Here is a 13,620-nt window from a genome sequence, read left to right as displayed (position 1 = left end):
TCTCCGAGACGACCATGACCATAACAGAGCAGCTGAGCGCACTGAGTTCCATTCTGGCTCGTGGTGATTTGCACAGTTTGTTCCAGCCCATCGTCTCGCTGTCGGAGCACCGGATTCTGGGCTATGAAGCCCTGACCCGCGGCCCCTCCAACAGCGCCCTGCACTCACCCTTGAACCTGTTCGCCATCGCCCGCCAGGCCGGTCGCCTGAGCGAGCTGGAGTTGAGTTGCCGGGACAGCGCCTGCCGACGTTTCAGTCAGCAGAAGTTACCGGGCAAGCTGTTTCTCAACGTTTCCCCCGAATCGCTGCTCGAAACCTCTCACCCTCCGGGCCGGACCCTGGAAATGCTGCGTCGCTACCAGATCGCGCCCAAGGACGTAGTCATCGAACTGACCGAGCAGATGCCCACCGATGATTTCGACCTGCTATACAACGCCTTGCACCACTATCGCGACATGGGTTTTTCCATCGCGCTGGACGATCTGGGTGCCGGTTATTCGAGCTTGCGACTCTGGTCGGAGCTGCGTCCGGACTACGTGAAAATCGATCGGCACTTCATCGACGGCATTCACCAGGATGCGGTGAAGCGCGAGTTCGTCGGCTCCATGCTGCAGATGGCCAAGGCCTCCAGGGCGACGGTGATTGCCGAAGGCATCGAATTGCCGGAAGAGCTGGCGACCCTGAAAGACATGGGCGTGAACCTGGTTCAAGGCTATCTGCTGGCGCGTCCTCAGGAGCGCCCGCCGCGCGACACCCGCGCCATGCTGCCCAGAACAGAGATCACCGTGGTGCCGCTCAACGAAGAAGCGGCCGATCTGTCTGCGCTGCTCAACCCACAGCCATCGGTCAGCCAGTCCACCCCCACGGCTGAAGTGCTGGAAGCGTTTCGCAGGCAGGCCAACCTCAACTCGCTGGCGGTGCTGGATGACGACGCCCGACCGTGTGGCATCGTCCACCGGCACTCGTTGTCCGAGGCGCTGCTCAAGCCCTTCGGCACCGAGCTGTTTGCCCGCAAACCAATCAGCCGCCTGATGAGCAGTGACTTTTTGGCCGTGGAAATCAGCCAGTCGCTGCAACAGGTCAGCCGGCTGTTGACCAGCCGTGCCCGGCAGCGCATCGAGGAGGATTTCATCATCACCTCGAACGGCACCTATCTGGGGCTGGGCCGGGTGATCGACGTGCTCAAGCTGATTACCGAAATGAAGATCCAGCAGGCACGTTACGCCAACCCGCTGACCCTGTTGCCCGGCAACGTTCCGATTCAGCAATGCCTGACTCGGCTGCTGCAGCAAGGCCGTGCGTCGATGATCTGCTACGTGGATATCGACAGCTTCAAGCCCTTCAACGACATCTACGGTTATGCGCGTGGCGACGAGGTGCTGCTGTGTCTGGCGCAATGCCTGAACGACCGCATCGATCCGGCCAGAGACTTTGTCGGGCACATCGGCGGGGATGATTTTCTGATGGTGCTGGGCTTTGAGGACTGGGAAAGACGCCTGAAAACCCTGCTGGATGATTTTCAGAATCAATGCCGCCGTTTCTACCGCGCAGAACACCTGGAAGCCGGTTGCTTCATCGCCCTCAACCGACAGGGCCAACGCCAGGAATTCCCCCTGCTGTCGCTGTCGATTGGCGTGGTGCACCTGCATGAAGAAAGCTGCACGCTGGTCGATGCCAGCCAGTTGGCCGACCTCGCTTCACAGGCCAAGCACTTCGCCAAGGATGTCGCCGGCGCCAGCATTCACGTCATCGATTCGACGCGGCTGGATTTGTTGATGCAGGCGTGAGGGCCGGCGCCATACGCCTACTGCGTTTCAGCTTCAGGATAACTGTACTCAAACACCCGAACCACTTCCGAGGCGTGCCATGAGGCTGCCGCGACGCCGTCCGAAGGTCCGGTGAAGCGGCCCAGCCGTTCAGCGCACTCGAAAAAACCGGGACGTGGCAGGCGGCTTGCGCCCTGGCTGATGACCAGCGAACTGCGCAAGGGCTGTTCAGCGCGGGCATCCATGGCGGCGAGGTGCTCAAGGGCGGCGGTCAGGGTCTGCATGGCCGGGCTGGGCAGTTGCAGGCGTTCCACCAGCGCGCGATAGGTCAGCAGATGCCGTTGGCGACGGGCCAGATCGAGCTCATTGAGCAGCCCATCCCAATGCTGACGACTGATGCGCACGCTCACGACTCACCTCGCCAGCCCGACACCCCAAGCTCCCACGCCAGGCTGCGCTTGATGGCACCGTCCGGCTCACGAGTACCGTTCTCGATCAGCTCCAGGTAGGACGGGCTGATGCCGACGGTACGCGCCAGGCTCGCCGCTTCAAGGCCTTTGGCCTCGCGCAGGGCACGCAATTCATCGAAGCCGGGAAGCTCACTGGCGGTGGTGCCGGAAGTCGATGCAGCCGGCTCGCTGGAAGGCTTGCCGGCCAGTCCGGCAGCCTTGAGCAGGGCTTGATACTGCGCCCAGGGCAGCACTGCGTATTCAGGCTCCCCGTCACGGGATATCACTTGAAGATCCATAGAATCACCTTGTACTACACGACTGCAGACTGATCAGGCTTGATCCATAGGCAGGCATCTTAACAGCGGAACGCCAGGGCTTGTGTTCAATCCGTGAGACTTACACCTTGCCTCGCTCTTGCTCCAGCAGTGCCTGAGTCTTCGGCAGTTGCTCGACCACGATGAGTTTCTCGGGCGATTGCTGCGCGCGCCATGCACGAAAGGCGTCCAGTTCATTGCTCAGGTGCTTGGTAACCCACGCCAGCACGGCGATGTCATCGAGCATGCCGAGGCCGGGTATCCAGTCGGGGATCGCATCCAGCGGGCTGAGGAAGTACATCAGACCGGCGACGATGGACAGGATCGCTTTAGGGCTGATGGCGCGGTACTCGCCCCGCCAGTAAGCCAGGCACAAGGCCTGCAGCAAACGCAGGTCTTCCTTGAGTTTGCCCAGACGACTGCCTTCACTGTTGCCTTTACGCGCGACAGCGAACAGCAATCCTGGCAATCGTCCAGCGGCCAGCAGACGCCGGGCTCCGGGCAGATAACGGATAAAGTTCCACGGTGCTTTCATACCCACTCCCGTTCAGCAAAATGTCGTTCGATAAAGCAGATTCGCTGAACCTGCCTGGCCAGCGCCATAAGGTTATCCACAATAATTGTGGATAACCTTGTGAACAGTGGCTTTTTTCCAGCCTCAACACCCCGTTTTCGGGGGACCATAGTCAGATCGGGCGTTTTTTACTCACAAAAAAACTACAAACGTGTGAACCCGCCACCCTCGATGAAACGAGTGCCTTGATCTTGCCGGACTGTCGGACAATGCTTTTGCATGCATCCATGATAGTGGGACTGCCCGAATGGCCAAGCGTTCGGGAAATAAGCCGGACACAAAAACGCCCTGTCGAGACAGGGCGTTTTCTGTAGCCAGGTGGTGCGTTACTTCTTGGCCGGAGCCGAAGCGGCAGGAGCTGCCTCTTCTTCGTCGGCATCAGCACCAGGCGTTGGTGCCGCTGCAGGGTCCTTGATACCCAGCAGTTCAAGATCGAACACCAGTACCGAGTTGGCCGGGATCGCCGGGCTCGGGCTCTGTGCGCCGTAAGCGAGATCGCTCGGGATGAAGAGTTTGATCTTCTCGCCGACGTGCATCAGTTGCAGACCTTCGACCCAACCCGGAATCACACCGCCAACAGGCAGGTCGATCGGGCTGCCGCGCTCAACGGAACTGTCGAAGACCTTGCCATCGATCAGCTTGCCTTCGTAGTGAACAGTCACAACATCGGTAGGCTTGGGCTGAGCGCCATCGGCTTTCTTGATGATCTGATACTGCAGGCCGGAAGCGGTGGTGACCACGCCGTCCTTTTTACCGTTCTCTTCGAGGAATTTCTTGCCAGCGGCAGAAGCTTCTTCGCTCATCTTCGCCAGACGCTCTTCGGAACGCTTTTGCAGCGCGGAGAAGGCTTCAACCAGCTCTTCGTCCTTGAGTTTCTGATCTTTCTTGCCAACAGCGTCTTCGATACCCAGGGCTACAGCCTTGGAATCCAGATCATCCATACCTTCCTGAGCCAGGCTTTTGCCCATGTTCAGACCGATGCCATAAGACGCTTTTTGTGCTGGGGTTTTCAGCTCTACGGTGCTGGCTTGCTTGTCACAACCTGCGAGTACCAGACCGACCAGGGCAATCGCCGCTGCCAACCGATGCTGTTTCATGCTAATTCCTTGTTCATGCGCCAAAAGGGCAAACGAGTAAAGCCGCGAGCTTATCAGGCCGCCGCGATCAATGGCTACCGGCATGAGAGGCAGAAAACGCCGATAAGTTCAGGTATCCAAAGGTTTTCCCGGATCTGTACCGCATTGTTCAGTTGCAGTTCAGTTTGTGATTCGCACAGGCAAGGCGCTGGCTCGCTGCACAGGGCTCAGGCTACGGGACTGATCACACCGGCATCCGGCCAGCGCGCACTGGTCTGTAGCACGCGCAGAAGCCCGGCCCGCGCCACCCGACGGACGAAATCCTGCACGCTGAGGGTACCGGCTTCGAGTTGCGCCTGAATGGACTCGGCCCCGGAGTACACGCGCGATACGCTTTGCAACAGTTGAAACTCCTCGGCGGACTGGCTGGGGGTGTAACAGAGCAGCGCGCCGTCGGCTGCCGAGAAATAGACGGCGGACATCTCGAAACCATAGCGAATCGGCAAGCCTTTGCGGCGCTGTGCCGGTTTGTGCCGATAGCTGAACATCCGATGCAGGTCATCCGGCTCGAAGAAATCGTTCATCACTTCACGCCCACCCTCGACGGCCAGATTGGCTGAACAGAAATACATACCGTCCACACGATAGCCGTCAGGCAATGCAGGCCGGTAATACGCATCGGGATGGAACGCCGAACACGGCGCATACACTGGCATGCCGTCATCGAGAATCGGCTCGGCAATCAGATAGGCTCGCTCGACCGGATTGAACAGAAGAAAACCGATGATCTGCGAATGAATACGACTGCCGATACGGCCATGTGCGTAACGTGCAGCCTCATCGGCGCTGTCGAACGGCGCGCTGAGACTCAGGGGTCGGGGTGGCCATTGCGCGTCGCAGCTTGCAGGCGATTTGGCGGGAGGTGTACGAGCGGCAGCGTCGTCCGGGTAAGGCTGCCAGTCGGCCGGCACTTTGCCTGACCGCCCCCACAGTCGGCTGGGCACTATCACATGCAGATCCCCGGCTCCGGCCAGCAGGCGGACCACATCACTGGGCATCATGCTGAGGTTCTGCAACGCCTTGTGGATCTGGCTGAGTTCACACAAGTGCGGCATGCTCCGCGGACCAGAAACGCGCGCAAACAAAGCGTCTTCGGCAGCAGAGCGGGACAGCGTGTATTTGATCAGGGAGCCGTCAGGCCCGGAAAGATAGGTCGCCGCACACACCTCCTGATCGTCGATCACCGCGTAAATGTCGCCGACAGAAAAACTGTTCGGGTAAGTGACCTTTTCACTGTCCGGCCACTCGTCGAGCCCGGCCGGCAGTGACGGGTGAGAATGGTAGACCGCATAGTCCTCATGCCCTTGCGGGTAGAGCACATAACCTTCCTGCTCGTTGCGCGGGAAAACCTCGTTGGGATCGAAGCTGAACTGGCTGCCGTTCATGGGCTCGGTCGCAATGTACTTGCCATCCTTGCGAACCAGGATGAAACCGCCGTATTCGCGATCACGCCGGTCGCCGATCCGCTCATGGGCATAACGCGCGGCATCGTCAGGATGATCGAACGGCGCGCTGAGCGTCGGCATGTCGGGGTGCTGATCGATGGATCGTTTGTAGAGTCTTTTTCTGGGGTACATCCGGGGCTCCTTGAAAGCCTGACTGATTGAGTCATGAGCGTAAGGAAACCCGACACGGCAAGTGACATAGATGAATATGACCTTACGTAAGTCTGCCGGCGCCGGACAACATGAAATTAAAGATAATTTTTAAGCATTTCGGGATGTGCTTCGATCCGCGGCGTGGGCGAGTCTGCCCAGCCCCTGCGTCGACCATCGCGACTGGCGATCAGGGCTCATGCAGTTTGTCGTGTTCAGGAACGTTTTATGCAATCGACCACTCGTTTTCGTTCAAAGCGCACGACAGCCCGCCAGTTGGCAAGCCTGGCCGTGATCGCCGCAGCAGCCATGTTGCCGGTCAGCGCAGCCTATGCCGCCAAGAAACCGCCTCTGGTTGTCACTGAGGGCATCAAGGCCTACCGCCTGTGCACAGGCTCCGACAAGCTTTCACACGTCATCGAAGGCTCGATCGATCAACAGGCCATGACCGATGTCAGCGCCCTGCACTTCAAGGAGACCCCGGCGCACTCGACCTTTGACTGGCATCCGGCACCCGAAGAGCAGTACGTGATCACCCTGTCCGGCACGCTGGAATTTTCCACCACTGGCGGCGAAAACTTTGTCCTGCACCCCGGGGAAGTGTTGCTGGCGCAGGACACCACAGGCCCCGGCCATCGCTGGAAGCTGATCGACGATCAGCCTTGGCGACGTGCGTACGTCATCACCAAGCCAGGCGACAAGGGCGCGTTCGTGCCGAAGGACGGAGCGTCTGCGAAGGGCTGCTGATGCAGTGATTCAGCCGCCTTCATCGACCGTGATTACATCGACGCATCAGCCGCTGGCTCGGAAATTTCGATCAGGTTCAGATCCGGATCACGCACATATACCGACCAGATCGGCCCGGTAGCACCGGTGCGCTCGACTGGACCTTCGACGATCGGCCAGTCCTGCTCCTGCAGGTGCACAATCACCTGCTCGAGCGGGATGGTGGCGATGAAACACAGATCCAGCGCACCCGGCACTGGCAAATGAGCCTTGGGCTCGAATTCCTTGCCGCGTTCATGGACGTTGATTTTCTGATTGCCGAAGCGGAATGCCAGACGTCCCTGACGAAAGCGTTCAGGGGTCATACCCAGGACGCGTACGTAAAAGTCCTTGCAGGCGTCGATATCGGCAGTGGTCAGTACCAGGTGGTCCAGATGATCAATCACGGGATCAGCTCCGTTTGGAATAGAGTTCTGTTTACGACAACGGCCACGTTTCGGATCAGATAATGCCAAGCCGACGCCACTCGGCACGTGTGCCAGCATCGATGCCATGGGCTTCAAGCACGGCATCGGTGTGTTGGCCGAGTGTCGGCGCAGACGATCGTACCTGACCCGGCGTGTCTTGAAGTTTAGGCACAATCCCCGGAAGGGTGACGGGTGTTCCGTCGTCCAGCGTGCCCTGCAACAGCATGTCTCGCGCCTGATAATGCGGGTCACTGGCGATGTCGGCAGCGTCGTAGATCTTGCCTGCCGGGATACGTGCTTCGTTGAGCGCCGCAAGGACTTCGTCCATCGAGCGCTCGGCGGTCCAGGTCGAAATGGCCGCATCGATGCGCGCCACATGCCGGACCCGCCCGTCGTTGTGCTGAAGCTCGGGGTCGCTGGCCAGGTCCATGCGACCGATCTTTTCCATCAGGCGCCGGAAGATACTGTCGCCATTGCCCGCGATCAGCGCGTACTTGCCGTCATTGCAGCGGTAGGCATTGCTAGGAGCGATGCCAGGCAGACTGCTGCCAGCCGGCTCGCGGACAGTGTCGAACACCGAATACTCGGGAATCAGGCTTTCCATCATGTTGAACACTGACTCGTACAACGCGACATCTATTTGCTGCCCCTCGCCGCCATTCTGCTCACGGTGACGAAGCGCCAGTAGAACGCCGATCACACCGTGCAACGCAGACAGCGAATCGCCAATCGATACGCCGACACGCACTGGCGTGCGCCCTGCCTCGCCCGACAGATGACGCAAACCGCCCATGGCCTCACCGATCACGCCAAACCCCGGCCGGTCGCGATACGGCCCGGTCTGCCCGTAGCCAGAGACACGCAGCATGATCAGTTTCGGATTGAGGGCGTGCAGCGCTTCCCAGCTCAACCCCCAGCCTTCAAGCGTGCCGGGGCGAAAGTTCTCGACCAGTACATCGGCATCCCGGATCAACCGTCGTGCCATTTCCTGCGCTTGAGGCTGGCGCAGATCAAGGGTCACCGACTGTTTGTTGCGGGACTGCACCGCCCACCAGACGGACGTGCCGTTATGCAGCAAACGCCATTTGCGCAGGGGATCCCCGGTCAGCGGCGGCTCGACCTTGATGACCTCGGCACCGAACTCGGCGAGGATCTTCGCCGCGAACGGACCGGCAATGAGCTGACCCAGCTCCACCACCTTGATGCCCTGAAGAGGTAGGCTCATGACACGTCCTTTCTTGTTTGGGAGGTGGAGGAATGATCTGCGCAAATGCGCTGGATGGAAAGCCGGACGGTGCGCTGCCAGACCAGACCGCCGTAAAAACCCCGCACCAGGCGGGGTTCATTGAATCAATTGCTGCAGGCTAACTGGAAACTCATCGAGGAATCACCCGAGGCCCCCCGTTTACCGACCATAAGCCCCAATACATTGACCTGCTCCGTAGTTGCCGCGCCGCCCAACTTGGCGTGCCCATAGAACAGCCGTTCATGATCACTGGTATCAATGGAAGACACCGAGCAGAAACCTGGAGAGTTCTTAAACTGTCCTTCCTTGAAGAACACTTTATAGGTTGCGAAGTAGTCTTTCTGGCTGCTGTAACTTACAGACTTGATCCAAGGGGACGACTGAGCAACAACATTACCGTGCTGGTCGATGGTCGCGGTGTGCAGCACTGGCTTGGCCAGCGCGCTCGCAGACAGGATCAAGGCCGTAGTGCCTATAAACAGTTTAAAACGATTTTTCATAGTCATCCCTTTACTCACTGAAGTATCAGACCGCCTCGATTCTGCGGTCGGTCTGGATTAATTATTTGGGGTCATCAAGAGAACTTCTGATGACTGAATACCCCATCAACCCATTCAGCTAATACCAGCAAAGAGAATAAATCAAGCGTTCACCAAGGCTAACTAACAGGCCTGGTTTAAACTTCAACAATTAAGGATGTTACTGACATCCGCGCAGAATAATTCTTACAAAACTTCAATAGAACTGCAGCGGGGCATTGCACGTTGCACGTTGCACGAGGGGGGCGGGATTTCCAGACGACAGAAAGCAAAAAGCCCGCACTAGGCGGGCTTTCTGTTTGCTTCAAGGAGTTCAAGGGCCTTGAAGCGGAATATGGCGCAGCGGACGGGACTCGAACCCGCGACCCCCGGCGTGACAGGCCGGTATTCTAACCGACTGAACTACCGCTGCGCGTAACACTAAAAGCGAGTTTGGTGGGTGATGACGGGATCGAACCGCCGACCCGCTGCTTGTAAGGCAGCTGCTCTCCCAGCTGAGCTAATCACCCTTCACTCTCGGTGTGGCGCGCATTCTACGGAGCGACCTGTACTCTGGCAAGCACTTTTTTAAATAATTTTTATAATCCTTCCAAAGGCTTACAAACGCTCTGTACAGGGTTGGCCCCAGCGGCTGAGGAGCGAATAATGCCCGCCTTTGTATAGAAAGAGAGATTCACCTCATGTGGTTCAAAAACCTGCTTGTCTATCGCCTGACCCAGGACGTGCCTTTTGATGCCGAAGCGCTGGAGACAGCACTGGCGACCAAGCCGGCGCGCGCCTGCGCCAGCCAGGAGGTAGCCACCTATGGTTTCGTCGCTCCTTTCGGCAAGGGCGAAGACGCTCCATTGGTACACATCAGTCAGGACTTCATGCTGATCGCTGCACGCAAGGAAGAACGCATTCTGCCGGGCAGCGTCGTGCGTGACGCGCTCAAGGAAAAGGTCGACGAGATTGAAGCCGAGCAGATGCGCAAGGTCTACAAGAAGGAACGCGATCAGCTCAAGGATGAAATCATCCAGGCCTTCCTGCCGCGCGCCTTTATCCGCCGCTCCGCCACCTTCGCCGCCATCGCGCCGAAGCAGGGCCTGATCCTGGTCAATGCCTCCAGCCCTAAACGCGCCGAGGACCTGTTGTCCACCCTGCGCGAGGTCATCGGCTCGCTGCCGGTACGTCCGCTGACGGTCAAGGTTTCACCGAGTGCGACCATGACTGACTGGGTCAAGACTCAGAAAGCAGCCGACAACTTCTTCGTGCTGGACGAGTGCGAGTTGCGCGACACCCACGAAGATGGCGGCATCGTGCGCTGCAAACGTCAGGACCTGACCGGCGACGAAATCCAGCTGCACCTGAGCACAGGTAAGGTCGTGACCCAGCTGTCGCTGGCCTGGCAGGACAAGCTGTCGTTCGTGCTGGACGATAAGCTGGTGGTCAAGCGTCTGAAGTTCGAGGACCTGCTGCAGGATCAGGCCGAACAGGACGGTGGTGACGAAGCGTTGGGGCAACTGGACGCCAGCTTCACGCTGATGATGCTGACCTTCGGCGAGTTTCTGCCGGAGCTGTTCGAGGCATTGGGCGGCGAAGAGATTCCGCAAGGCATCTGATACGCGCTTTTGCAACACTGCCGCTCGAAACACCGCGCCGTCTCGTCAGACGGCGCATTCATTTCATCCCGGTTATTCAACAAGAAGGAACAGGCCATGCGTGCGTTGGCAGCCTTGAGTCGTTTTGTCGGCAACACGTTTGCCTACTGGGTGTTGTTGTTCGCCATTCTGGCGTTCCTTTTTCCGCAGGCATTCATTGGCCTTAAGAGCTGGATCGTGCCGCTACTCGGCCTGGTCATGTTCGGTATGGGCCTGACCCTGAAACTCGACGATTTTTCCGAAGTGGCGCGTAACCCGTGGCGAGTGGCGCTGGGTGTGGTTGCGCACTTCGTGATCATGCCCGGTGTGGCCTGGTTGCTGTGTCAGGTGTTTCAACTGCCGCCGGAGATCGCCGTGGGCGTGATTCTGGTCGGCTGCTGTCCGAGCGGCACTTCATCCAACGTCATGGCCTGGCTGGCAAAGGGTGATCTGGCGCTGGCGGTGGCGATCGCTGCGGTCACTACCCTGCTCGCCCCGCTGCTGACCCCGACCTTGATCTGGTTCCTCGCTTCGGCGTGGCTGCCGGTGTCTTTCCTCGATATGTTCTGGTCGATCCTGCAACTGGTCATGCTGCCGATTGTGTTGGGCGTGGTTGCCCAGCGTCTGTTGGGCGCGCGGGTCAGCTATGCGGTGGACGTGCTGCCGCTGGTGTCGGTGGTCAGTATTGTGATGATCGTCTGCGCTGTGGTCGCGGCCAGTCAGGCGAAAATCGCTGAATCCGGCCTGCTGATCATGGCGGTGGTGATTCTGCATAACACGTTCGGTTTTCTGTTGGGTTATTTCACTGGCAAGGTTTTCAAGCTGCCATTAGCACAACGCAAGTCGCTGGCGCTGGAGGTCGGTATGCAGAATTCGGGGCTGGGCGCTGCGCTGGCCAGTGCGCATTTCTCGCCGCTGGCGGCGGTGCCAAGTGCGCTGTTCAGTGTCTGGCACAATATTTCCGGGGCGTTGCTGTCGACGTATTTCAGGAAGATGCCGGAGGAAGAGAATACGTCCGTCCGTTGATGCCAGTTGACTGTCGTTCCCACGCTCCAGTGAACTGACCCCAAAAAGTTGGACGGTTGACTATCGTTCCCATGCTCCGCGTGGGAATGCAGTTCGTGACGCTCTGCGTCACACGGCGGTTCTGCGAGGTCAGGTGGATGTGGGTTCCAGCTCAGGTCACCTTTGGCCATCGTGCCAATCCGAAGTGATTGGCACGTCAGTTGTACAGAGCGTAAACGCTACTGCACTTTCCCTCTCAGCGCTTTCACTTCTTCGCGCACGTCCACGGGGGTTGCCACGTCGGCGGCAATGGGCGAACCGGCAACCAGCACGACGCGCGACCAGAGGCGGCGAAACAGGGTCTTGCTCGGGTCGCGGCTGAAGAAGCTGCCCCACAGGCCTTGCAGTGCCAGTGGAATGACCGGTACCGGGGTTTCCTGGATGATGCGGCTCATGCCGTTCTTGAAGCCATTGATTTCGCCGTCGGTGGTCAGTTTGCCTTCCGGGAAGATGCACACCAGTTCGCCTTCCGCGAGGTACTGGGCGATGCGCTTGAACGATTTCTCGTAGATGTCCATGTCTTCGTTACGCCCGGCAATGGGGATGGTCCCGGCCGTGCGAAAGATGAAGTTGAGCACGGGCAGCTGGTAGATCTTGTAGTACATGACAAAGCGGATCGGGCGCCTCACTGCACCGGCAATCAGCAATGCATCGACAAAGGACACATGGTTGCAGACCAGCAGCGCCGCGCCTTCGTCCGGGATCCGATCCAGATTGCGGTGTTCGACGCGGTACATGGAATGGCCAAGCAGCCAGATCATGAAGCGCATCGTGAACTCGGGGACGATCTTGAAGATGTAGATGTTGACCGCGATGTTCATCACCGACACGGCCAGAAACAGCTGCGGAATCGACAGCTTGGCAACGCTCAGCAGCAGGATCGAGACAATCGCCGAGACCACCATGAACAGCGCGTTGAGAATGTTGTTGGCGGCGATGACGCGCGAGCGCTCTTTCCGCGGCGTGCGCGACTGGATCAAGGCGTACAGCGGCACTATGTAAAAGCCACCGAATACGCCGATACCCAGAATATCGAACAGCACCAGCCAGCCCTGCCCTGAGGACAGCACCGCCAGCCAGTCGTTGGCCTGCACGTTCTGCGGGAAACCGCCCGAATGCCACCACAGCAGCAGGCCAAAAATCGTCAGACCCATCGAGCCGAACGGCACCAGCCCGATCTCGACCTTATGCCCGGACAAGCGCTCGCAGAGCAACGAGCCCAGCGCGATGCCGATGGAGAATACGGCCAGAATCAGCGTAACGACCGTTTCGTCGCCGTACATCCATTCCTTGGCATAGGCCGGGATCTGCGTCAGGTAGATAGCGCCCACGAACCAGAACCACGAGTTGCCGACAATCGAGCGCGAAACCGCGGGCGTCTGCCCAAGCCCCATGCGCAAGGTGGCCCATGACTGGGTAAAAATGTTCCAGTTGAGCTTCATCTCCGGCGAGGCAGCATCGGCGCGCGGGATACCGAAGCTGGCCAGGAACCCCAGGCAGGCAACCAGCACGATGGCAGCCGCCACCACCCAGGCATAGTGCGAAGAAGACATCATCACACCCGCGCTGATGGTGCCGGCCAGAATTGCCAGAAAGGTGCCCATCTCGACCAGCGCGTTGCCACCGACCAGTTCGCTCTCGCGCAGGTGCTGGGGCAGGATCGAATACTTGACTGGCCCGAACAGCGCCGAGTGCGTACCCATGGCGAACAGCGCGGCCAGCATCAACTCCAGATGATTGAACAGAAAGCCTGCGGCGCCGACCACCATGATGACAATCTCGCCGAACTTGATGATCCGGATCAACTTGTCCTTGGGGTACTTCTCGCCGAACTGCCCGGCCAGCGCCGAGAACAGAAAGAACGGCAGGATGAACAGCAAGGCGCACAGATTGACGTAGATCGAGCGATCCCCGTCGATGCTCAGCTTGTAAAGGATGGCAAGGATCAATGACTGCTTGAAGATGTTGTCATTGAATGCCCCGAGGGACTGCGTGATGAAAAACGGCAGGAAACGGCGTTTCCCGAGCAGGCTGAATTGTGACTGTTGGCTCATCGTCCGTGGTCCTGAGAGGCTGGGGAGAACTGACGCAGCGGCCAATCCGAGGCACATTGAAGACGTA

13 protein-coding genes and 2 tRNA genes are annotated in these 13,620 nt (G+C 58.9%); 4 read left to right on the top strand and 11 right to left on the bottom strand.

Annotated elements, in window-relative coordinates:
* The first annotated feature begins 14 nt into the window (after positions 1 to 14).
* Entirely contained in the window at positions 15 to 1,787 is a 1,773-nt protein-coding gene (locus JOE39_RS01600; protein ID WP_210078010.1) for a bifunctional diguanylate cyclase/phosphodiesterase, read from the top strand.
* A gap of 17 nt (positions 1,788 to 1,804) precedes the next feature.
* On the opposite strand, the gene JOE39_RS01595 is transcribed toward JOE39_RS01600, so the two are convergent.
* The 5 genes from JOE39_RS01595 to JOE39_RS01575 form a co-directional block, all read right to left on the bottom strand.
* Positions 1,805 to 2,176 carry a hypothetical protein gene (locus tag JOE39_RS01595; protein WP_024648617.1) on the bottom strand — a complete coding sequence of 124 codons (372 nt, stop codon included), beginning with the start codon at positions 2,174 to 2,176 and terminating at the stop codon, positions 1,805 to 1,807.
* On the bottom strand, positions 2,173 to 2,514 hold the full coding sequence (locus JOE39_RS01590) for a helix-turn-helix transcriptional regulator (RefSeq protein ID WP_024959867.1): 342 nt from the start codon (positions 2,512 to 2,514) through the stop codon (positions 2,173 to 2,175). The genes JOE39_RS01595 and JOE39_RS01590 overlap by 4 nt, the downstream gene beginning before the upstream one ends.
* Before the next feature lie 100 nt (positions 2,515 to 2,614).
* Positions 2,615 to 3,067: a YkvA family protein gene (locus JOE39_RS01585; RefSeq protein WP_003317434.1), complete on the bottom strand. Its 453-nt coding sequence runs from the start codon at positions 3,065 to 3,067 to the stop codon at positions 2,615 to 2,617.
* Positions 3,068 to 3,432: 365 nt separating this feature from the next.
* Positions 3,433 to 4,203, bottom strand: coding sequence for an FKBP-type peptidyl-prolyl cis-trans isomerase (locus JOE39_RS01580; protein WP_003346532.1), 771 nt, complete (start codon positions 4,201 to 4,203; stop codon positions 3,433 to 3,435).
* Between the two features lie 206 nt (positions 4,204 to 4,409).
* Positions 4,410 to 5,819, bottom strand: a complete 1,410-nt coding sequence (locus tag JOE39_RS01575; protein ID WP_210078012.1) for a DUF4329 domain-containing protein — start codon at positions 5,817 to 5,819, stop codon at positions 4,410 to 4,412.
* Positions 5,820 to 6,065: 246 nt separating this feature from the next.
* Between JOE39_RS01575 and JOE39_RS01570 the strand changes: the two genes are divergently transcribed.
* On the top strand, positions 6,066 to 6,584 hold the full coding sequence (locus JOE39_RS01570) for a hypothetical protein (RefSeq protein WP_003390910.1): 519 nt from the start codon (positions 6,066 to 6,068) through the stop codon (positions 6,582 to 6,584).
* A 32-nt stretch (positions 6,585 to 6,616) separates the two neighbouring features.
* On the opposite strand, the gene JOE39_RS01565 is transcribed toward JOE39_RS01570, so the two are convergent.
* The 5 genes from JOE39_RS01565 to JOE39_RS01545 form a co-directional block, all read right to left on the bottom strand.
* Entirely contained in the window at positions 6,617 to 7,009 is a 393-nt protein-coding gene (locus JOE39_RS01565; RefSeq protein ID WP_003346527.1) for a VOC family protein, read from the bottom strand.
* 55 nt (positions 7,010 to 7,064) lie between these two features.
* Entirely contained in the window at positions 7,065 to 8,255 is a 1,191-nt protein-coding gene (locus tag JOE39_RS01560; RefSeq protein ID WP_024663508.1) for a CoA transferase, read from the bottom strand.
* Between the two features lie 125 nt (positions 8,256 to 8,380).
* Positions 8,381 to 8,776: a hypothetical protein gene (locus JOE39_RS01555; protein ID WP_010420590.1), complete on the bottom strand. Its 396-nt coding sequence runs from the start codon at positions 8,774 to 8,776 to the stop codon at positions 8,381 to 8,383.
* A 374-nt stretch (positions 8,777 to 9,150) separates the two neighbouring features.
* Positions 9,151 to 9,227, bottom strand: a tRNA-Asp gene (locus tag JOE39_RS01550).
* 21 nt (positions 9,228 to 9,248) lie between these two features.
* A tRNA-Val gene (locus tag JOE39_RS01545) sits at positions 9,249 to 9,324 on the bottom strand.
* 171 nt (positions 9,325 to 9,495) lie between these two features.
* On the opposite strand from JOE39_RS01545, the gene rdgC reads away from it, so the two are divergent.
* Both rdgC and JOE39_RS01535 read left to right on the top strand, forming a co-directional pair.
* Positions 9,496 to 10,416: a recombination-associated protein RdgC gene (gene rdgC, locus JOE39_RS01540; protein WP_003317427.1), complete on the top strand. Its 921-nt coding sequence runs from the start codon at positions 9,496 to 9,498 to the stop codon at positions 10,414 to 10,416.
* A gap of 96 nt (positions 10,417 to 10,512) precedes the next feature.
* On the top strand, positions 10,513 to 11,460 hold the full coding sequence (locus JOE39_RS01535) for a bile acid:sodium symporter family protein (RefSeq protein WP_210078013.1): 948 nt from the start codon (positions 10,513 to 10,515) through the stop codon (positions 11,458 to 11,460).
* Between the two features lie 218 nt (positions 11,461 to 11,678).
* On the opposite strand, the gene JOE39_RS01530 is transcribed toward JOE39_RS01535, so the two are convergent.
* Positions 11,679 to 13,553, bottom strand: a complete 1,875-nt coding sequence (locus tag JOE39_RS01530) for an MFS transporter (protein ID WP_210078015.1) — start codon at positions 13,551 to 13,553, stop codon at positions 11,679 to 11,681.
* Between the last annotated feature and the right edge of the window lie 67 nt (positions 13,554 to 13,620).

Source organism: Pseudomonas sp. PvP100 (assembly GCF_017833055.1).
Classification (GTDB): Bacteria; Pseudomonadota; Gammaproteobacteria; order Pseudomonadales; family Pseudomonadaceae; genus Aquipseudomonas; species Aquipseudomonas syringae.
The sequence above is the reverse complement of the archived record's forward strand: the minus strand, read 5'-3'. Positions and strand labels throughout refer to the sequence as shown.

What these genes read in the sequence shown, in the direction of transcription:
- JOE39_RS01600 (WP_210078010.1), top strand. Translation starts at nt 15, where the DNA reads ATGACCATAACAGAGCAGCTGAGCGCACTGAGTTCCATTCTGGCTCGT.
- JOE39_RS01590 (WP_024959867.1), bottom strand. Translation starts at nt 2,514, where the DNA reads ATGGATCTTCAAGTGATATCCCGTGACGGGGAGCCTGAATACGCAGTG.
- JOE39_RS01585 (WP_003317434.1), bottom strand. Translation starts at nt 3,067, where the DNA reads ATGAAAGCACCGTGGAACTTTATCCGTTATCTGCCCGGAGCCCGGCGT.
- JOE39_RS01580 (WP_003346532.1), bottom strand. Translation starts at nt 4,203, where the DNA reads ATGAAACAGCATCGGTTGGCAGCGGCGATTGCCCTGGTCGGTCTGGTA.
- JOE39_RS01575 (WP_210078012.1), bottom strand. Translation starts at nt 5,819, where the DNA reads ATGTACCCCAGAAAAAGACTCTACAAACGATCCATCGATCAGCACCCC.
- JOE39_RS01570 (WP_003390910.1), top strand. Translation starts at nt 6,066, where the DNA reads ATGCAATCGACCACTCGTTTTCGTTCAAAGCGCACGACAGCCCGCCAG.
- JOE39_RS01560 (WP_024663508.1), bottom strand. Translation starts at nt 8,255, where the DNA reads ATGAGCCTACCTCTTCAGGGCATCAAGGTGGTGGAGCTGGGTCAGCTC.
- JOE39_RS01555 (WP_010420590.1), bottom strand. Translation starts at nt 8,776, where the DNA reads ATGAAAAATCGTTTTAAACTGTTTATAGGCACTACGGCCTTGATCCTG.
- rdgC (WP_003317427.1), top strand. Translation starts at nt 9,496, where the DNA reads ATGTGGTTCAAAAACCTGCTTGTCTATCGCCTGACCCAGGACGTGCCT.
- JOE39_RS01535 (WP_210078013.1), top strand. Translation starts at nt 10,513, where the DNA reads ATGCGTGCGTTGGCAGCCTTGAGTCGTTTTGTCGGCAACACGTTTGCC.
- JOE39_RS01530 (WP_210078015.1), bottom strand. Translation starts at nt 13,553, where the DNA reads ATGAGCCAACAGTCACAATTCAGCCTGCTCGGGAAACGCCGTTTCCTG.